Origin of the sequence: Microbulbifer sp. GL-2 (assembly GCF_007183175.1) — a bacterium.
Lineage (GTDB): Bacteria > Pseudomonadota > Gammaproteobacteria > Pseudomonadales > Cellvibrionaceae > Microbulbifer.
Map to the genome: position 1 here is coordinate 1,285,297 of NZ_AP019807.1, position 20,834 is coordinate 1,306,130.

A 20,834-nucleotide genomic window follows, 5' to 3' on the forward strand; every position below is an offset into this window, starting at 1 on the left:
TTCAATCCAGTTCCAATTTGCTTCAGCTACCCACAGCGGTAGCACCGGCATATTCGCGAATAGCCTCTAACAATACGTCTTCCTGGTAAGGCTTGCCCAGATAGTGGTTAACCCCAAGTGACATGGCGTGATCGCGGTGCTTGCTGCCGGTACGCGAGGTAATCATGACGATGGGGATATCTCGCAAACGGCTGCTGGAACGGATATGACGTGCAACCTCAAAGCCGTCCATGCGCGGCATTTCGATATCCAGCAGGATCAAATCGGGGATCTTATCCTGTAGTTGGATTACTGCATCCTGGCCGTCTTTAGCAGTACTGACCAGATAACCCTCGCGCTCAAGGAAGCGTGTGGTTACCTTGCGCACCGTTACCGAATCGTCCACCACCATTACAGTTTGCTGGCGATCTTCCGGCCCCGGTTGCGGCTCGGTCTGAAGTTGCAGTTGTGGCAACTCTGGGCGCGCCAGCTGAGTCGCCTGACGACGCAGCAGAGCGTGGGCATCGAGAATCACCACCACAGTGCCATCACCGGTTACAGTGGCCCCGGAAACTCCCTGCACCCCGGCAAATTGAGGGCCCAAGCTCTTTACCACGATCTCCCGGCTGCCGCGGATAGCATCTACCTGCAGGGCCATGGCATGCCCCTCGGAGCGCACCAGTAATACTGGCAACTGCATATCATCGACACTGAGCTTGGGTTGGGCGCCGGACTTCAGCAGGGTGCCAAAGTAATTCACTGCATAAAGTTCACCGGCATACTCGAAGCGGGCGTCCCCTGAACGGTAGTAATGCTCCAGCTCGAAGGGGCTGAGTCGCACAATACCCTCGATGGTATTGAGTGGCAGAGCGAAAAGATCCTCGCCAATTTTAACCATCAGTGCACGGTTAACTGATACGGTAAATGGCAACCTCACAACAAATTCTGTGCCGCTTCCCGCCTCGGAATTGATATGTACATTGCCACCGATCAGCTTGAGTTCGGCGGAAACGACGTCCATACCTACACCGCGACCGGAAATTTGCGTTACTTTTTCCGCAGTGGTAAAGCCCGCCTGCAGGATAAACTGAAGTATCTCATTGTTGGAAAGCTCCGCATCCGGGCGCATAAGGCCACTTTCCACGGCCTTTTCCCGCACTCTGATCAGGTTGACGCCAGCACCATCATCGCGGATTGTCAGGATCACCTCACTGCCTTCCCGGGCAAGGGCCACATCAATACGGCCACGCTCGCTCTTACCTGCTGCGAGTCGCTCCTCCGGCATCTCTATACCGTGGTCCACCGCATTACGCAGCATATGCTCCAGTGGTGCCACCATGCGTTCAAGCATGGATCGGTCCAGTTCACCTTCCACATTGGAGAACACCAGTTCCACTTGCTTGCCGAGCTCCGCACTCACCTGACGCACAATACGGCGCAGGCGCGGCACCAGTCGGGAGAAGGGCACCATGCGGCTGCGCATCAGGCCTTCCTGCAATTCGGTATTTACCCTCGACTGTTGCAGCAGCAAAGTCTCAGTATCCCGCGCTTTGTTATTGAGGGTTGAGCGCAGCTCCATCAAGTCAGAGGTGGATTCCAGCAATGAGCGGGACAACTGCTGGATGGATGAATAGCGGTCCATCTCCAAAGGATCAAAGTCGCCATCCTGCTCTGCCAGCTGCTCCTGGCGGAACAGAATTTGTGCCTCGGTCTCACGGTCCAGACGACGCAGCTGTTCATTGAGACGCAGCAGAGTCACATCCATCTCATCGAGTGCCAGGCCGAACTCACTCATCTGTTCTTCGAGACGACCGCGTGAAATAGCGGTCTCACCGGCAAGGTTTACCAGCTCTTCCAACAGTTCGGCGGCGACACGTACCATCTCCTGCGGCTGATTGCGTGTAGGTGCCACCACTTCAGTATCCGCATTGCCGGGCTTGCGTATAAACGGCAGTACATTGCCAGTTTCCTGGCTTTCTATCGGCTCCGGTAGCTGCGCAGGCGTTTCAACTGACAGATTAGAGAGGTACTCACCTGTTTCCGCCACGGGCGCCAGCTCTTCTGTTGCAATCTCTGTCTGGCCCTCAAGCGAAACGGCTTCTAAGGACGCCTCATGAGAGGTTAATTCGCTGGCGGAAACCTCCATAGCAACAGTCGATGCCAGTTTCTGATCCGCCCAGTCGGTACTGATCAGTTGAACGAAGGCTTCCAGCTGCTCACCCGCCATCCAGGCGCGTACAGTTTCAACACCATCGGCAATTCGGTCGTGGATACCGTGGGCATCGGCAAAAAATGCAGCCGAGGGCCGGGAATTGTCACGCATCCCCTCAATTACAGTTTCGAATCGGTGGGCAACCTCACCTAGCCCCATCAAGCCGGCCATACGTGCTCCGCCTTTAAAGGTGTGCAGCACCCGCTTCAATGCTTCCGCCTGTTGACGGCTTTCCGGCGCATCCTCCCAGCTCTGGATCAGCTCTTCCAGCTCGTCGCTCAGCTCGCCGGCCTCTTCCATAAAGACATCGACCACATCTGGATCGATGTCGGCCAGCAGACGCTGCTGTTCAGCAATCTGCTCCTCGCTGTGAACAATACTGGGCTCGACTGACGGAGGTGTTGATAATACCGGCTCCTCCTCTCTTATCTTCACCTGGGAAGCATCCTGAGAAACAAATTCAGGCTGCCCTTCGATAACTTTTTCAACGATGCTATCGGCTGGTGTTTCAGAGAGTGCCAGGTATAGGTCGTCCAGTGTAGGTTCGGCCATTTCCGCCGCCTTCACCTCTACCGACTCAGTCACTTCGATCAAACTGTCGGATTCGATGACCTCTGCAGGCTGCTCAGGCCCAAACTCTACTTCGAGTACGGGCTCGGTAACCTCCAGTGCAACAGCCACTGGCTCAGGCTCTCCACCCAAGGCCACAACAGAGTCCAGCTCCTGGGCTTCAATACCCAGCTCGCTCAGGTCGTAATCTTCCTCACCGGCCTGGGTATTTGCCTCGCCCTCGGCCAGGTAACGCAGCGCCTCTTCTACCGCCTCACTGACTTCCGGCAGGTCCTGGGCAGCCGCAACAGCATCTACCAGGTCGAGCAGCTCGTTGTGCCCCTGTTCCAGGGATGCCCAAAGTGCCGGCTCTTCCTCAAGTTTGCCAGCCAACACCTTGCGGTAAACTTCCAATAACAACTGCGCCAGCTCGGCTAATGTCGGAAGCTGCGCGCGACTGGCCGCCTCTTGCAACACATTCAGCTCTTCTGCAACTTCGTTGACCTGGGACTTATCAGTGGGATTTGCTCGCCACTGGTTAAGCATCTGGTCCGCATCCAACAGGACACGCATGCCATCGGCCATCAACACCGCAAGCAGTTGCGGATCTACCGCCCTGGGCTCATTAGCTTCACGCTCACGAATCAGATGACCGACAGAGCGCTCCTGCAACTCCGCTACACGGGCGACAAATTGCTCTGACTTTTCTATCTGCAAGGGCTCCGTCGCACGAATCAGTGCCAACACCTGGCGCACATAGCTGGCGCCGTCACCGATTAGCTCGAAGATATCCGCATCGATCGGCACCTGATAAATACGCAGCTCTTTCGCAAAGCGTTCCAGCGGCGCCATCATCTCGGCGACCACCTTCACTTCCGCCATATGGGCAGAACCCTTCAGCGTGTGCAGAGCTCGGTGCAATGGGTCACTGGGTACCCCATAAACGGGAGCCGCTGCGCGCATTTCAGCGAGGAAATTATCCACAACAACCAGGTGTGTCTCAGCTTCCTGAGCGAAGATCTCCCACAGCTGCGCACGGTCATCACTACTATCTTCTTCAACAATATCGCTCGTCGAAGTCGCGACAGCCTCTTGCGCCAACAGCTCTTCCGGAACTTGCCCCTGACTGAGCTGTTCAGCCCAGGCCTGTAATTGCAGAGTCAATGACTGGTCTGGGTCCCCACTGCCGAGACGGAAAGCCTCAACCATAGAGGGCAGCTTATCGAACACCTGTTCAATCAGGAGTACATGGGCCTGCTGTGGTTTGACGCTGTCATCGATGACCCTATTCAGCATATTCTCTACTGACCAGGCCAATTCACCGATATCCAGCGCCTCCACCATCCGGCCGGAGCCCTTGAGGGTATGGAAACCGCGCCGGAATTCCACCAGGGCATCCATATTGGCGAAGTTAGCTGCCCACTCAGGGAAATAGTTGCCAATATGCGCAATGACTTCACTGGCCTCTTCGAGGAAGATTTCAATAATCTCATCATCGATCAGGCTTTCACTATCATCGACCAGAACCTGGGCCTGTACCGGCTCCTCGATCTGCTCTTCTTTCGAGTCAGATAGCTCAGCCACTGCCTGAGGTTCTACGACAGGGTGTTCCACCCCTATTGCAACAACAGTTTCAGCTTCGGCATTTTCCCCGACATCTGAGAACCCACCGTCCTCTTGGGCAGCGGCGCCAGTAATTTCTTCCTCGACAGCGGTCTGGGCAGCCTCAGCGCCACCACCCATTTCTACAGAGACCTCTTTCTCAGTCCCCGTCGATTCAACGGCAACAGCTAGATGATCCGTCAGTTCACTGCCCGCTTCCGCGTTAACCGCGAATTCGGGATCAAACAGATCAAAGCCATCCCCCTCACTCAACACCTCGGTCTGGGGCGCCTCAGTTTGAGGAGTAACCTCTTTCAGAGCCTCGACTTCTGTAACCTCAGGTGCAAAACCCAGATTGGCAACACTGTCTTCGGCCAGTGCCAGCAGCATTTCAGTATCTTCCAGCCCTTCAGAGCGGCGCTCCAGGTAATACTCAACACTGGTTATCGCATCGGCCAGAGTATCGAGCATGCGCCATTCGGGCTGCTCGGCCTGCTCAATCAAAGCCTGATTGATATAGCGGTTGCAGCAGGCAATGATTTCGCCCGCGCGCTGATAGCCAACCATTTCCAGACCGCCGCAAACTTCCTGCAGGCGCTGGGGGACCCGACTCAGGTAACTGATATCCCAATGGCTGGCGACATATTCCATTACCGCCTCTTTAACTGCCTCCAGACCTAGGCGCGCCTCGCGCAGTACTGAATCGGTGGCATCTCCCATAATCGGCTGATCATCATCGACCTGCTTATTGCGATCGACAGTGGCAGCCAGGGCCGAGTCGAGCTGAACCAGCTCACCGGCAGCGCGTAGCAAGTACTCTTCAACATCCGCGCCGCGCGAGGCATCACGCAGGTATTCATAGATACCGCGGGCGCGGCCGCGCTGTGGCTCCAGCCCCAGAACGCCAAGGGTATCCGCGACTCGCTTGGCCACTGCGGCAGTCTCACTCAACGGCGGCTGTTCGCTCGCAGCACCACTCGGCTCCAGTGCCTCGCGAACCAGCTGTAGCTCCTCTCTTAATGCTGTAATCGCAGTGCCGAGGGCTTCTGGGCCCATGGCCAGTACATCCTCGGTATCGGGCCGCGGAGTGCCTGGCACTGCCTTGTCCAGAGCAAATCTCTGGTACAGCTCCTGGCAGCGCGGGCCACTGGGACCCGCCAGGTAAACATAGAACAGCAGGTTGCGCAGGAAGCCCCCGTCGAGGCGTGCATCCAATACCTTGGCACCGCGGCCCTGTAACAGGCGGAATTCCACATCAACCCTGCGTAGCAGGTGGCGCAGGGCCGGTTGTACATTGATACGATGTTCGCCGAGCGCCTCAAATATAGCCAGCAGCACTTCCCACTGGGACTGGCGCCGGCTGCCGCTATACAGCAGCTGCATTTTCTCGACGATTTTATTCAGATAAGCAAGGCTCTCACCGCTGTTTACATCCCGGATGAGGCCGGCGGCAGCGACGTGGTACATCTTGCGCAGCTTGGTCACCAGGTCCTGTAAACGCGTAGCGTCGCTGGTCAGCGGCTGGCGCTTGCCAACAGTGCGATCAAGGGAGGACAGGTCCGGAGAGAAAAGTGCGCCTTCAGTAATAAGGCGCTCGCGGCGTACCGCGCGCAAATCATTGAGCAGGGGCAACAGCAAGACCGCGTTGTCGCGGCGCTGGAAGGAGACTTTCTCCAGGTAGAGTGGCAACTCCAACAGGGCACGCATAAGGAATTCACGCGTCTCGTCGGTATTTTCAACACCACCGCTGGCGAGAGCCTGCACCAGTTGCTCCATCTCTTCGGCAAGCATTGCTGCGCCGCTGAGTTGAGCCATATGCAAGCTGCCATGCACCTGGTGAACCAGGGACAAACTGTTTTGCAACAGTGTTGCACCCGCTTCCGGATCCGTAGCAAAAGTCTCGAGAAACTGACGCGCCTGCGCCAGAGTCTCGTTAATTTCACCTATCAGCCAATCCAGGGCCATGAAGTTCGGATTGTCGTGACTCACGCCAAGTCCCCAATAATTCATTCTCTACGCAGGCGCTATACCCCAATGCGAACCTGGGTTCGCGGATTTTTGGAAAGTACTCCGTGCGCCCCTTTGCGCCCAGTGACCACTTGGTTACCGGGCTCTATTTTGTGGGTTAGGCCAGAGCCCGGTCTTCGCGGGACTCCAAGGAATTGGATTCTTCGCTATCGATAGTGAAAGTCTCCGCATCCATCTCCGGCAGTTCCACATCGTACAGTTCGCTATTTGTCTCGACGCTCTCCTCTTGCGGCAGCTTGAAGCCGGCAACGGATTCACGCAGTGCACTAGCGGTTTGTGCCAGGTTACCAATGGATTGGGCGGTAGCCTGAGTACCAGCGGAAGTCTGCGAGGTAATTTCCTGAATAACGTTCATCGTGTTGGAAATGTGACCCGCAGAGGAGGCCTGCTGGCGGGCAGCGTTGGAGATGTTCTGAATCAAAGAGGCCAAATTGCTGGATACGCTCTCGATCTCCTCCAGGGCAACACCGGCGTCCTGTGCCAGACGGGCACCACGTACCACCTCAGTGGTGGTTTGCTCCATAGAGATTACCGCCTCATTGGTATCGGACTGAATCGCCTTTACCAGGCCTTCAATCTGTTTGGTCGCAGCGGCGGAACGTTCCGCAAGTCGCTGTACCTCATCCGCAACCACCGCGAAGCCACGGCCGGCATCACCGGCCATGCTCGCCTGGATGGCAGCGTTCAAGGCCAGAATATTGGTCTGGTCGGCAATATCATTAATCAAGCTTACGATATCACCGATCTCCTGGGAGGACTCACCCAGTCGCTTGATTCGCTTGGAGGTATCTTGGATCTGCTCGCGGATATTATCCATGCCTTTAATGGTGTTCTGTACCACCTTGGCGCCGTTGCTCGCAATATGTACCGAGCGCTCTGCTACCTGGGCTGATTCAGAGGCATTGGCAGATACCTGGTCAATCGTCACCGCCATCTCATTCACAGCCGCGGAAGCTCCGGCAATTTCTTGCGCCTGGTGCTCCGAGGCCTCGGCGAGGTGAAGTGCAGTCTGCTGGGTTTCCTGGGACAGGCCGGATACTTCCTGCGCGGCGCCGTTAATTCGGGAAACCAGTACGCGTAACTGGTCAATGGTGAAGTTGATCGAGTCGGCAATCGCACCGGTGAAAGCCTCGGTTACCGTAGCCGAGGTGGTCAAGTCACCATCTGCGAGGTCTGCCAGCTCATCCAGCAGCTGCATAATAGCCTGCTGGTTACGCTCGTTGGTATCCGATTCCTGCAACAGGCTGCGGCGGGTACCAGAGAAGGCCATTCCCATCATCGCGAAGATCAGAAGCACGAATGCCGCTGCGAGGATGGTAATGGTCATGTTGTTAGGCTGACGTTCATCCGCAAGGTTTACGATACGGTCGTTCAGGGTACTCAGGGCTTCGAGCAACTGCGGCGACGAGGCGATAATGCCATCTGAGGCCTGTCGTGTAGCAAACAGGGCCGGGGTCGCTTCAAAGATCTCACGTACAGAAGAGCTTACAAACTCGAACAGCTCAGTAATCTCATCAAGGGAGCGGCGAGCTTCTTCATCGGTAACGCGGGAGATGCCCATCACCACATCGCCGCTTTTCATACCATCTACGACTTTACCGAACAGGCTGGCATCTGTATTGAACTGGTCAGCAGCCGACTCAGCATCTTCACCACCCTGCAGCATCTTGTCGATATTTCGCCCGATACGTTCCGCACGCCATACCTGTAACTGCGCCTGTTCCACCTGATTGGCCGGGGCGTTATTCGCAAGCAGGATCTCTACGATGTTGTTGTGCTCGGCCTGCAGTTCGGGAAGCGAAGCACTCAGGGTCGTGGCAACATCATTCAGGAAGATAATGGTTTCCTTGTTACCGATAATGGTGTCCACCTGTTCGCGCAGTTTGCGCCAAACAGTGCCGTAGGTAGCAAGTTCAGCATCAAGCGCCTTGCGGCTACCCTTATCCATACCCTGCAGCTGGTTCCAGGCAGTAGCCATTTGTGCGGAGACTTTCTCAAGCTCGGCAAATGCCTCATCGTCGCCGGAAGTGGCCGCAGGTGCGTAAGAAACCACCTGATAGGAAAGTGCACGCAATTCTGCAACTTGTTGCAGGTATTCCTTATCGCGGTCACTGCGGGTCTGCACCAAATAAATACTGACAATCAGTCCCGCCAGTACGGCGAGTACCAGCAGACCCAAACCCAACGCGGCAGGATTACTGCGCAGCGCGGAAAAGGAACTCTGGGAGCCTGTTTTCATAGTTTACTCCTAGCGGGCCCTAGTATGAGGCCGGTTTAATACTACTTTTACTTTTAACGCTTTAACGACAATGGCCCTCAGTCAGTACGGACATCCCTGCACCGCTTGCGGGTCACTCCCGATACTCCAAACATCGAAGTACCGGAAATAATCAGATTGGGTTTTTAATGGACAGCTGCGTCCATAAAGCGGGAATCATTAATCAGAGCCCGCATATCGAACACCAACCACCGGTCCTTCTGTAAAATAAATTGACCGTGCACCATCGGTGCAAACGGCTCAATCAAATCTGTTGGTGCCTCACGGGCATATTCAAATGCCAGGTGCTGCATTCCATGCAACCCATCGACAATCAACCCCACATAGGTTTTATCCCGTTCCAGCACCAAAACCCGGCGTTGCTGACGCGGTCCAGTGAGGTGGCCACCGTAAAAAGCGGCGAGATCAATCAGGGGCAACAGGCGGCCACGTACATTGGAAACCCCTTTTACCCAGGGCTCTACCCCTGGAATAAAGGTGTACTGCGGCACTTCGAGCAGTTCCACAACATCGTCCATTGAGGCGACAAAGTTATGGCCTAAAAGAGAGAAGCCGATACCGGTCCAGTACGGCTTAATTTCCTGGCGGCCAGGCAGACCAGTAGCCTGCGCTTTAGCGCGCCGCGCGATATCAACAAGAGCTAGATAAGGTGTTTGTGACTGCACTTTGAGCAGCTGACCGTCAGGCCAACACCTCCTCAATAGCACTCAACAGTTTGCCCTCATCCACAGGCTTGGTCAGATAGGCTTTAGCACCCTGACGCATACCCCAGACGCGGTCTGTATCCTGATCTTTTGTGGTAACGATAATGATTGGAATTCCTGCGGTACCGCCGTCTTTACTCAACTGGCGAGTGGCCTGGAAGCCGTTCAGGCCCGGCATCACAATATCCATCAGGATTAAATCCGGGCGCTGTGTGCGCGCCACATCCACACCATTCTCACCATTCGGTGCAGTAATTACTGCGTGACCATTCTTTTCCAGAATCGTGGTCAGCTTGTGTGTTTCGGTAGGAGAGTCATCAACTATTAATACTCTTGCCATCATTTCCCCCATGACATCTTCTAATCGGCAATTGAGCAACAACGACAGCACTTGGCGGTTTTGTTGTCATTATCTTTGCTAGCATGTGCCAAGTTTGCACTTACTACCAATTCACTGCCCGACTACAACATTTCTCACATCCGGTTAGACGATGAGATCTGTGCGTCCCCAATTTAAAATTCCCGCCTGTGGCAGGTCAGTGGCTCCCGGGGGAGCCTTATTCTTTTTTATAGATCCGCTTCAAGCCGCATGATGCGGTTTAGCGTGGGCGGATATTGCGCCCAAAAGTTCGCTTTTACTAAAAGGCTTGGTCAAATATTGATCGCAGCCAACCACGCGTCCTTTTGCCTTATCGAACAAACCATCCTTACTCGACAGCATTACAACAGGGGTGGAACGAAATTCACTGTTATTTTTAATCAGTGCGCAGGTTTGGTAGCCATCCAGGCGAGGCATCATAATATCGACAAAAATGACATCCGGACGGGAGTCCGCAATTTTTGCCAATGCATCGAAACCGTCGGTTGCAGTGACAACGGTGCAACCCGCCTTTTGCAGCAGCGTCTCGGCAGTGCGGCGAATTGTCTTACTGTCATCAATCACCATTACAGTCAGACTTTCCCAGTTAAGCTCCATAGTCTTTTTTGAATCCCCTGTTTACTTATTTTCGGGCACGCGAAAAATTTTTCCTGCACCCTTATTTGAACCGCTTATGGGGTCTGGGTGTCTCGCTTAGCCAAGATCGCACACTGGGTGGAACTTTTATCACAGAACCCAAAGTGAATCTACCAGAGTCGACATACCCCTAGCGACGCAGTTCAAATTATCACCACTTTGCACTCCCACCCATTGGATCGTGTTAAAAGGTTGCACCTTGGCGAGGCTGCTTTTACCTTATCCATCCTACAAGTTGGGAGTGGCGTTTATATAAAAGCCACAACAACCGCGGCGCGGGATAAAATATCCCATCAAATATGGAAGCCCATATGAATTACTCCCTCGGTGTGGTGATGGACCCCATCGCCCAGATCAATTTTAAAAAAGATACGACACTTGCACTGTTACAGGCCGCACAAGACAGCGGATTCCAACTGTTTTATTTTGAACAGACAGATTTGTACCTGGACAATGGGCGAGCCGTTGGCAGGGCCCAGCCACTCAAGGTATTTGATGATGCTGAGCATTGGTTTTCTCTGGATGACCCCAGGGAAATGCTTTTGGGCGAGCTTGACACGATTTTGATGCGTGTCGACCCACCTTTCGATAACGAGTACATTTATTCCACTTACATTCTCGAGGCCGCAGAACGCGAAGGCTCACTGGTGGTAAACAATCCGCAATCCCTGCGCGATTGTAACGAGAAAATTTTCGCAACCACTTTCCCACAATGCTGCCCGCCAGTGCTGGTCAGTAGAGATATGCGCAGGCTGCGAGAATTTCACAAAACTCATCAAGACGTAATCTTCAAACCATTGGATGGCATGGGTGGCGCCGGTATTTTTCATTGCAAACCAGACGGCGCCAATCTCGGCGCAATACTGGAAATGCTTACTGGACATGGACGCCAGCAGATTATGGCGCAGCGCTATATTCCCGAAATCAAAGATGGCGACAAACGTATCCTGGTTGTCGATGGCGAGGCTGTGCCCTATTGCCTGGCACGGATTCCTGAAGCAGGGGAAACCCGCGGCAACCTGGCCGCTGGCGGCCGCGGCGAAGCACGCCCGTTGACTGATCACGATCGCTGGATCGTGGAGCAGGTCGCTCCCACTCTCAAAGAAAAAGGATTGTTGTTTGTTGGTCTCGATGTTATTGGGGAATACCTCACAGAGATCAATGTCACCAGCCCCACTTGTGTCCGTGAAATTGATGCGGCCTATAACACCGATATTGGTGCGCGACTGATGAGCGCCATCACACATCGCCTGGCACAAAAGAGTTAAACTGGGCGTCTAGTTTTAATTTATACCCAGGCTGTTTGCCGATGAACGGGCCGGGCGGAAAGCCGAGCGAAGCGCTCGGCAATAAATAGCAGTAACCGATAACAGACAATGAACTCCACCGCCAACACGACGCCATTTAACGCAGCTCAGCGCGAGCGTTTTGTGTTCACGCTATTTCTCGCCGGCGCCATCCACGCGCTGGTAATTTTTGGCGTGGCTTTCGCCGCGCCTGAGGGGCGCCAGGCGGCCCCCACCCTGGAAGTTACCCTGGCCCAGCATCACTCAGCACAGGCGCCGGAAGACGCCGACTACCTGGCACAACATAATCAACAGGCCAGCGGCACCGCCGACACCCCCAGGGAGCTCTCGAGTAACCGCCGCGCGGAATTTGCCGATACGCAAATTCATAATGTGAATCCGTTGCCACAACAACAGGCTGCACGTCCGGCAGACCAGCGCCGGCAATTAGTCACCACTATTGGCAAAAGTCCACTGCAGGCACCTGAACTCCCCGCCGAGGACAAATTCTCCGAGGAAAAGCGCGGCGATGCTCCCAGCGATTTGGCCCAGACCAACCCAGAGATCGCCAGCCTGCAGGCCCGCCTGGATAAACTCCGCCAGACTATCGCCCAGCGACCACGGGTGCGCCGACTCACCTCGGTGGCGACTAAAGCTTCTGCCGACGCAGCCTACCTACACGATTGGCGCCAGAAAGTGGAGGCCATCGGCAGTGATAACTTCCCCGAGGAAGCCCTTCAGCGGCAGATTACCGGTAGCCTGCGCATGATGGTGCGCCTGCTACCCACTGGCGCTGTGGAAGAGGTGGTGATTCTCGAATCCTCTGGCGAGCGCATCCTCGACGATGCCGCACAGCAGATCGTTCGTTTGGCAGCCCCCTTCGCCCCCTTCCCCGCGGAAATCCGTAAAGAAGTTGACCGCCTGGAAATCATTCGCACCTGGCGTTTCGAGATGACCGGGTTTTCTACTTCCGCAGGTGAGCTACCCAAGCGCGGCTAAACTTGCGTTTCACTCAGGCAACTAGAATCAAGCTATGCCCAACTCGAACATCGACAGTGACCTGACCCACGGCAGCCTGCGTGGCCAATTCCTCCTGGCCATGCCTGGCATGGAGGACCCGCGTTTCAAGCAGACCGTGGCCCTGATTGTCGAACACAGTGAGGAGGGCGCCATGGGCATAGTAATCAACGCCCCCAGTAAGGTTCATTGGAAAGAAGTGTTCGAGCAGCTATCCCTGGAAGACTCCAGCCTGCGCGGCGATGAAACAGTATTGCTAGGTGGCCCCATGTCTACAGAGCAGGGCTTTGTTCTGCACGGCGCTGGTGTACAGTTTGACTCGACCAGCGAAATCAATACCGAAATCAGCCTCACTGCCTCCAAGGATATTCTCGAGTCCCTCGCTGCGGGGCGAGGCCCCGATGATGTGTTGCTGGCCTTGGGCTATGCCGGCTGGGGGCCCGGACAGTTGGAACAAGAGCTATCTGAAAATGCCTGGTTGACCCTCCCAGCTGAACCGGAGATCCTGTTTGCAACGCCAGTGGAAAAACGCTGGCAAAGCGCTGCCGCTCGCCATGGTATTGACCTCTCTGGACTGGGTTCACAGGCCGGACACGCATAATCACTTCCACAAGGTAAACGCCTCTTTCGCGTTGAACACCCACAATTCAAATTGCCCGATTTATGAGTAAACCTGTTACTGCACTCGCCTTCGATTTTGGCACCCGCTCTATTGGTCTCGCTTTTGGCCAGAGCCTTACCGCCAGTGCCACAGAGCTCCCTCCCCTGCCAGCGAAGGACGGTAAACCGGACTGGGACAAAGTCCAGCGCCTGATTGAGGAGTGGCAACCCCACTTTTTGCTGGTGGGCCTCCCACTGAATATGGATGGCAGTGAAAGTGAATTTGGCGCGCGCGCGCGTAAGTTTGGCCAACGCCTTCATGGGCGCACCGGCCTGCCGGTGGAGATGATTGATGAGCGCCTCAGCACTCGCGCCGCTAAAGAAGAGGCCGCCGAACGCGGCCATCGCGGCAGTTACGCCGACAACCCGGTGGACTCCATCGCCGCGCGCATTATCCTCGAGGATTGGTTGCGGGCACGGGATTAACAATTGCCACCGTTTTGGCCGCGGCTTGCAAAAACCACTGTGGGTCCCGGTCTGGTAGAATTGCTTTCCCACTCAACCAAGTGATCGAGCAGTATGCCCATTACCCGCATCCGCATCGCCACGCGCGAGAGCGCCTTGGCCCTCTGGCAAGCCAACTACGTCAAGGACCGCCTGCAGCAGGCACACCCAAAACTTCAGATTGAGCTGCTGCCCATGACTAGCCGCGGCGACCAGGTACTGGATATTCCCCTCACCAAAGTTGGCGGAAAGGGGCTCTTCGTGAAAGAACTGGAAGTGGCCATGCTGGAAGGGCGTGCGGACATTGCCGTGCACTCAATGAAAGATGTACCAATGGAGTTTCCCGAGGGGCTGCATCTGCCAATCATCTGTGAACGTGAAGATCCCCGCGATGCCTTTGTCAGCAACCAATACGCCAGTTTTGAAGAGCTGCCCCAGGGCGCCGTAGTGGGCACGTCTAGTCTGCGTCGCCAATGCCAGTTGCTTGATCAACGCCCGGATTTGCAGGTCAAGTTCCTGCGCGGAAACGTCAATACCCGCCTGGCCAAACTGGATGCAGGTGAATACGATGCAATTATCCTTGCAGCTGCCGGCCTATTGCGCCTGAAAATGCGTGAGCGCATCCGCAGTTTCCTGCCCACTGATGTATTGCTGCCTGCCGGCGGCCAGGGCGCCGTAGGAATTGAGGCCCGCAGCGACAGCGAGTTGGATACCCTGCTGCGTCCCTTGCATTGCACCGAAACTGCCGCCCGCCTCAGCGCTGAACGCGCCCTGGTCAAGCGCCTGAACGGCGGCTGCCAGGTACCGATTGGCTGCTATGCAGAACTGCAAGGTGAGAACCTGTGGCTGCGCGGCCTGGTCGGTAGCCCGGACGGAGTAACCATGATTCGTGCAGAGTGTCGCGGTGCCGCCGCTGATGGTAAAACCCTCGGCACCCAGCTGGCAGAGCAGCTGCTGGCCGACGGCGCCGACAAGATTCTCGACGCTCTCTGAGACCCACTCCAAGATGTCCGAATCGCTGCGCGGCAAACGCATATTAACCACGCGCCCGGTACACCAATCGACAAGCTGGTGCGTACTCCTGCGCGCAAAGGGCGCCCAGGTCGACAATATCCCCATGCTGGCCATTGCGCCCCTCGAGGCGCCCGAAGCACAGCAGGCTATCAAAAACCGGATTCTCGATTTCGATCAGGTAGAAGAGGCAATTTTCGTCTCGCAAAATGCCGTTCGTTACGGTATGGACTGGCTGGAAGGCTATTGGCCGCAGCTTCCCCTGGGGCCGCGCTATTACGCTATTGGCGCTGCCACCGCCAATGCACTAAGCGCTCGCGGTGTCCAATGTGAGCATAGCGACGCGCATATGAACTCGGAGGATTTGCTCAACCTGCCTTCTTTACAACAGGTGGATGACCGACGCATCCTGATATTCCGCGGCTCAGGTGGGCGTACCTTGATCGGCAACACTCTACGCGAACGCGGTGCCCATGTAGATTACTGTGAGTTGTACCAACGCACCCTACCTCCCGATGCCGCAGACCACCTGAAAAAATACCACGCCACAGTGGACGCTATCAGTGTTCACAGTGGTGAGACCCTGACAAACCTGTCCTTGTGTATTGAACAATCCTCTCTGATGCGATTGCGTCAGGCAGCGATTATCTGTCCCAGCCAACGGGTTGCGAAGCAAGCAAAGGACTTGGGCTTCCCTCTTGTCTACCCCGCTCTGAATGCCAGCGACAGCGCTATGCTGGAAGCAATGCATAGGGCACTGTGCTGAATTACAGTCAGATTTCCAGCCCTATTGGGTAAAAAATCTCAAAACGGCGCCACCTCAGCTATTAAGCTCAGCGCCACTCGCTATAATTCGACGACAATTTCCAGCTACGCCGCCATGCCCATGACTAACGATAAATCCAAGGACAACGCCTCTACCAAAAACGTCGCGCCTACCACTGGAGACGCGGACAAGGCGAAGGGCAAAAGCAACTTTGCCGCGGCCGCTGAAAACAGGCCTTTAGTCAGTAAATCGAGTGGCGGCTACTGGTGGTGGTTGGTGTTTATCCTGCTGCTCATCGCCCTGATTGCTTTTGCCTGGTTCAGCTGGCCACAGATGCGCAATAGCATCAATACTCAGCTGGGCTTCCTCACCTCAACAGGTGATGAGTCGCCCCAATCAGCGACAAATACCCAAGTGCCAGAACAGGAACCTGAACAGAAGCCAGGGCATACCATCGCAAAGTCGACAGTACAGGCACCCCACCAACCTACAACTCCCCCCCCGAGTCAACAGCTCAATCAGTTACAACAGACCGATGCGAACCTTCGCAATCAGATTCAGTCACAGGCAAGCATTATTGCGGAGCTGAAACAACAGCTGGCTGGTATGCAGCGCAGTATCACCGCACAGGGCAACCGCTTAAGTGAACTGGGCAATGTCAGCCGCCAGGACTGGCAACTGGCTGAAGCCGATTACCTGCTGCGTATGGCCAACCAGCGTCTGATGCTGGAAGACAACAGCCGCGCCGCTCTGGGTTTGGTGGAGAAGGTCGATACGATTCTGCGTCAGGTAAATCTGCCGGATTTATATGGCGTACGTCAGCAGCTGGCTGAGGATATTACCGCTCTAAAATTGGTGGAGAATGTTGACCGCGAGGGGCTTTACCTTCGCCTGCGCGCATTGGAAGATCAACTGATTCAAGCCAGCATACAACCGGAATTTGACATGGTTCAGTCCCAAACGGAGGAATCACAAGCAGAGCCGGTACAGGAAGAGCAAACACCCTGGGAGCACAGCTGGCAGCGGTTTACCGCCTTCCTGCGTGACTCGGTTCGCCCCATTGATGGCGACATAAACCCGGTTATGCTCTCTCCACAGAGTGAAACACGCTTTCGCCAGACTTTGCGTTTAAACATGGAGCAAGCGCAGCTGGCCCTGTTGCGCGGTGACTCAACTGTCTACAAAGATGCTCTCGACAGCGCTCGCGAACTGCTGCTGACTTACGGCACAGCCAATGCTCAGCGCAACGCACTGGCCGAGCAGCTGGCTGAATTAAGCAAGCAGCCCATCCAGGCAAAAATGCCCGACCTGAACGCCTCACAGCTGGCACTGTACAATTATATTGAGCGCCTGCACAAAACCTCCGGTCGGAGCGATACTTCACCGGGGGAGACAGCCCAGTGAGAAAAATTCTTTTTATTGCTATAGCCCTACTGTTACTTGGCGCTCTGCTGCCGCAAATCAATCATAATTACCCTGGGTACCTGGTAATCGGCTTTGGCGGTGCAGTAAACAAAGGCTATGAGATGAACCTCTGGTTCGCCATAGTCGCGTTGGTGGCTATTTTACTCGCACTGTTTTTACTGGTCTGGCTGGCCCGCAGTCTGTTTCGTGCAGTGCGTGGCAGTGTCGACCGCCTGCGCTTCGGTCGCCAGCGTATCGCGCGTCGGCGCCTCACCAGCGGCTTAGTGGAGTTTATGGAGGGCAACTGGTCTCGCGCCCGGCGGCAGCTACTGAAGAGCGCACCGCGCTCCGAGGCACCACTGATCAATTACCTGGCTGCTGCGCGCAGTGCCTTTGAGCTGGGGTTTCGCGAGGAGGCCAATGAGCTATTGGCGAAAGCCGAAGCCTGTGGTGAGGATACCCGCCTCGCAGTGGCTCTAAGCCAGGCTCGAATGCAGTTGCAAGACAAGCATTATGAACAGTGTATCGCCAGCCTTAAGCGGGCCAAACAGCTGGAGCCCAGGCATCCGGCCTTGCTGCAGCTGCTCAGGCAAGCCTACTATTCCCTGGGTGATTGGAGCAGCCTTCGAGAACTACTGCCAGAGCTGGAAAAGAGTGCCAATATACGTGACGAAGAACTGCAGCAACTGGAGCTGGAAGTCTACCAGCACCAACTAGTTGAGGCCGCCAGCCGCAATGACAGTGAAAAACTGCAGAAAGTCTGGCACGGCCTGAACGGACGCTGGCAGCGAAATATTGGGTTGCGCAGCCAATATGCGCGGCTGTTGCACCAGATCGGTGACGATACCGAGGCGGAAAAGCATCTGCGCTGGCTGCTTAATCGGGAATGGGACCCCAAACTGGCTGAGCTGTATGGCTGTCTGACCGGGGCCGATGCCAGCGCACAGGTCTCCAATGCCGAAGGCTGGCTCAAGGAGTATGGTGAAAGTGCAGACCTGCTCACCTGCCTCGGCCGCCTGAGCATGCGCAATGAACTCTGGGGCAAAGCCCAGCAATATTTCGAGAAGAGTCTTCTGTTGCGCCAGGACCCGGTCACTTCTGCCGAACTCGCCCGCCTGTTCCAGGCACTGGGGGAAAAAGAGAAAGCTGCACGGCTTTTCCAAGAGGGGCTGATGCAGTCAGTCAAAGATTTACCGCAACTACCAATGCCTAGTCAGGACAAGCCCCTGCTTGGCGTCCACGCCTGACTCTCGCCCTTGTGGGCCCGTGCCCGGGCCCTTTCCCATCGGGGCTAATACTTATAAAGTAACTTTGCTGCCTCCAGTCAGGTTTTGAGAAAAGCTCATGAATCTCTTACACCTTAACGCTTTTATCCAGCTGTTATTCTGTGCCCTGCTACTGACCAACACACAGTCTTATGCGGATAGCGCGGTCAAACCTCAGGATGCACTCCTGGGCAGCTACGAATACCCCTACCCGGTCAAAGTATTTCCGCGTGATTGGCTGAACCAATCTTTATCCATGGCCTATATGGATGTACCTGCGGGAGAGATGACAACTCTGCAGGGTACGGTCCTGTTGTTACATGGTAAGAATTTCTCCGGCGCTTACTGGAAGGACACTATTGCTGCACTCAGCGGGCGGGGCTACCGGGTGATTGCGCCGGACCAGGTTGGCTTTGGAAAATCCAGTAAACCCCTAAAACAATATACTTTTCACTCTATGGCGACAGACACCAAAGCGTTACTGGAGCATCTTGGGGTAAACAGGGTTGCGGTGGTTGGCCACTCCATGGGTGGTATGTTGGCGACACGCTTTGCATTGATGTACCCACAAACAGTACAGAAGCTTGCTCTTATAAACCCTATCGGCCTGGAGGACTGGAAGCGCATCGTGCCCTATGAGCCTTTGCAAAAAGCTATCGCCCGGGAACAAAAACAGACGCCCGAAAGTATCCAGCGCTATATGTCCAACGCCTATTTTGCCGGTGAGTGGCAGGCCCGATACGATCCCTTACTTGATATCCAGGCCGGCTGGGCCCTCGGGCCAGATGCCAAGCACATGGCCGTGATTGACGCACTCACATCCGAAATGGTTTTTACCCAGCCAGTACTCTATGAATTTGCCAATCTAAAAATGCCGACCCTGTTGATCATCGGTACCAGAGACCGTACGGCCATTGGCCGCAACCGAGCGCCAGCGACACTCAGGGGCTCCCTGGGGCGCTATGATCAGCTGGGTCGACAAGCAGCTGAAGCAATCCCCAATGCCAAACTCGTGGAGCTTGCCGGTGTTGGACACCTACCTCAATATGAAGATTTTCCGGTATACCTCAATGCACTGAGTCACTTCCTGATTGAGAAACCTCGGTAACTCCAGGCAAATAGCGGCTGCGTTATATATGAGCAGGTATTGTGATAACGTCATGTTAAGTCCGATTGGCAACCTGGAATCACAAGCTAACAGTTACACCTCCCCATCTAGAGACTCTCAAAGCTAGGTACAAAATTGATAGCAGCTAATTATTGTAAGAGCCCAGATAAGATTTATTTCAGCTCTTAATCTGTGCGAAGACTCAAGCAGGGACTTAGGAGTAAGCTCCCTGCTGACACAAAAAAATCCCTACGAGTGCAATTGGAATTAAGCGAGGAAACTAAATATTTGCAAACATCCCTGCAAATAACAGCATTGCAAAGAAGGTGATTACACCTTGTAACAGCGCAATAAGGATCCCTTTTAAAAAACCTGTACCCAAGACCAGCATATAGGCAATGGCCGCCAGCGGAATTGTCAGTAAGATACCAGCACTATCACTAACCCCTGGTAACATACCTCCCACAATTCGCTGAATGATCAAAGCCAAAAGAAGGGCAAAGAGGCAATAAAAAACCCCCGTATTCTTCGCTCCCAACATGGCTGCCGCCAACTTTAGTGGCAAAACCAGTACTGCCACCATTATAATTACGAAAATAATCAATTCCATTTTTCACCACTCCTTGATTTTGTATTTATTTAAATCAATCCCCATACTCAATAAATTTGAACAACGCCTGTCGCCATATGCCAATTCGCTGACCGCTAACTTTAGAAATGCCCAATCTACACGGCGGGAAAACCCACAAATCCCCCCCAGCGCCAAGCTATAGCACTAAATTTTAAGATCTCCCGTATCATACTACTTTATATGATTGGCGATGAAGCAGGCGTATAAAAAAGCTGGCAACAAAAAACATTGTCGCCGCTCTATCTCTAAACAAACTAACAAAGGTGTAGTTTATAAAGCTATGACAGCTTATTTACGCACAAGCTTCATTGAAGATGGCGCGATACTCCCATTCTCAATATAGCTTTCCTTACGTAGTTTTTTGTCATGCTCTAACCACTCAAAGGCAAGGCTATGTTGGTGATCTGCGGCTAAATCCGTAAGGTTCGTGGCGTCTTTAAAAGAAAATACAATTTGCTCGCCCCCTCCATAAGCGTCAAGCTGTAACCAGGGCCGATTTCCCTGTAGGCAATAGTGCGTAGCCGGCAAGTTCTCGTTATCAAAATGATAGAGTGTGATTTTCCTCTACTTAACCAATTCTCTAGTAGCACCGTGCCGCCAGCCGTTTTGGAGAAACTAATGTAAAGCGTCTCACCACTACTCCCCTTCTTCCTCCAATCCCCCAAAGGGACCTCATCTTTTCAAGTGATACCTTCTCCGGTGAGTTAATCTCACCGGCTATTACATTCATTGGGAAAAGGAGAGCGCAAATAAATAGTTTACTCAATTGCATTTTTCTAGTCACAACAAATTGGCCTTCCTTTTTTCTAAGAGAACAATTGGCAAAAGAGATCCAACAGAGCAACAAAAATCAAATCGGAGCTTATTGAAAAAAC

The 20,834-nt window shown here is 54.3% G+C and carries 15 protein-coding genes; 9 read left to right on the forward strand and 6 right to left on the reverse strand.

The features are described 5' to 3' along the window. Positions 1–22: 22 nt before the first annotated feature. The 5 genes from GL2_RS05520 to pilG all read right to left on the reverse strand — a co-directional run bounded on the left by GL2_RS05520 (position 23) and on the right by pilG (position 10,328). Positions 23–6,331 carry an Hpt domain-containing protein gene (locus GL2_RS05520; RefSeq protein WP_370452119.1) on the reverse strand — a complete coding sequence of 2,103 codons (6,309 nt, stop codon included), beginning with the start codon at positions 6,329–6,331 and terminating at the stop codon, positions 23–25. A 136-nt stretch (positions 6,332–6,467) separates the two neighbouring features. Then, positions 6,468–8,609, reverse strand: coding sequence for a methyl-accepting chemotaxis protein (locus tag GL2_RS05525; RefSeq protein ID WP_143729659.1), 2,142 nt, complete (start codon positions 8,607–8,609; stop codon positions 6,468–6,470). A gap of 164 nt (positions 8,610–8,773) precedes the next feature. Beyond that, positions 8,774–9,313 carry a chemotaxis protein CheW gene (locus GL2_RS05530; RefSeq protein WP_143729660.1) on the reverse strand — a complete coding sequence of 180 codons (540 nt, stop codon included), beginning with the start codon at positions 9,311–9,313 and terminating at the stop codon, positions 8,774–8,776. Between the two features lie 16 nt (positions 9,314–9,329). Further along, positions 9,330–9,692, reverse strand: coding sequence for a twitching motility response regulator PilH (gene pilH, locus GL2_RS05535; RefSeq protein WP_143729661.1), 363 nt, complete (start codon positions 9,690–9,692; stop codon positions 9,330–9,332). Between the two features lie 240 nt (positions 9,693–9,932). Continuing rightward, the gene (pilG, locus tag GL2_RS05540; RefSeq protein ID WP_020413651.1) at positions 9,933–10,328 is read right to left on the reverse strand and encodes a twitching motility response regulator PilG; all 396 of its coding nucleotides are present in this window, start codon (positions 10,326–10,328) and stop codon (positions 9,933–9,935) included. 350 nt (positions 10,329–10,678) lie between these two features. Between pilG and gshB the strand changes: the two genes are divergently transcribed. From gshB to GL2_RS05585, 9 genes are all read left to right on the forward strand, one after another. Next, on the forward strand, positions 10,679–11,635 hold the full coding sequence (gshB, locus tag GL2_RS05545; RefSeq protein WP_143729662.1) for a glutathione synthase: 957 nt from the start codon (positions 10,679–10,681) through the stop codon (positions 11,633–11,635). A 108-nt stretch (positions 11,636–11,743) separates the two neighbouring features. Next, on the forward strand, positions 11,744–12,652 hold the full coding sequence (locus GL2_RS05550) for an energy transducer TonB (RefSeq protein WP_143729663.1): 909 nt from the start codon (positions 11,744–11,746) through the stop codon (positions 12,650–12,652). 34 nt (positions 12,653–12,686) lie between these two features. Further along, entirely contained in the window at positions 12,687–13,271 is a 585-nt protein-coding gene (locus tag GL2_RS05555; protein ID WP_143729664.1) for a YqgE/AlgH family protein, read from the forward strand. 62 nt (positions 13,272–13,333) lie between these two features. Beyond that, positions 13,334–13,756 (forward strand): Holliday junction resolvase RuvX, encoded by a 423-nt coding sequence (gene ruvX / locus GL2_RS05560; RefSeq protein WP_143729665.1) that lies wholly within the window; start codon positions 13,334–13,336, stop codon positions 13,754–13,756. A 93-nt stretch (positions 13,757–13,849) separates the two neighbouring features. Continuing rightward, complete coding sequence (gene hemC / locus GL2_RS05565; RefSeq protein WP_143729666.1) at positions 13,850–14,767, forward strand: hydroxymethylbilane synthase; 918 nt, start codon at positions 13,850–13,852, stop codon at positions 14,765–14,767. 13 nt (positions 14,768–14,780) lie between these two features. Next, positions 14,781–15,551: a uroporphyrinogen-III synthase gene (locus GL2_RS05570; RefSeq protein WP_143729667.1), complete on the forward strand. Its 771-nt coding sequence runs from the start codon at positions 14,781–14,783 to the stop codon at positions 15,549–15,551. Between the two features lie 24 nt (positions 15,552–15,575). Further along, positions 15,576–16,955, forward strand: coding sequence for a uroporphyrinogen-III C-methyltransferase (locus tag GL2_RS05575; protein WP_143729668.1), 1,380 nt, complete (start codon positions 15,576–15,578; stop codon positions 16,953–16,955). Further along, the gene (locus GL2_RS05580; RefSeq protein WP_143729669.1) at positions 16,952–18,202 is read left to right on the forward strand and encodes a heme biosynthesis HemY N-terminal domain-containing protein; all 1,251 of its coding nucleotides are present in this window, start codon (positions 16,952–16,954) and stop codon (positions 18,200–18,202) included. The genes GL2_RS05575 and GL2_RS05580 overlap by 4 nt, the downstream gene beginning before the upstream one ends. Before the next feature lie 97 nt (positions 18,203–18,299). Then, positions 18,300–19,328 (forward strand): alpha/beta fold hydrolase, encoded by a 1,029-nt coding sequence (locus tag GL2_RS05585; protein WP_143729670.1) that lies wholly within the window; start codon positions 18,300–18,302, stop codon positions 19,326–19,328. Between the two features lie 280 nt (positions 19,329–19,608). On the opposite strand, the gene GL2_RS05590 is transcribed toward GL2_RS05585, so the two are convergent. Continuing rightward, positions 19,609–19,938 carry a hypothetical protein gene (locus tag GL2_RS05590; RefSeq protein ID WP_143729671.1) on the reverse strand — a complete coding sequence of 110 codons (330 nt, stop codon included), beginning with the start codon at positions 19,936–19,938 and terminating at the stop codon, positions 19,609–19,611. Between the last annotated feature and the right edge of the window lie 896 nt (positions 19,939–20,834).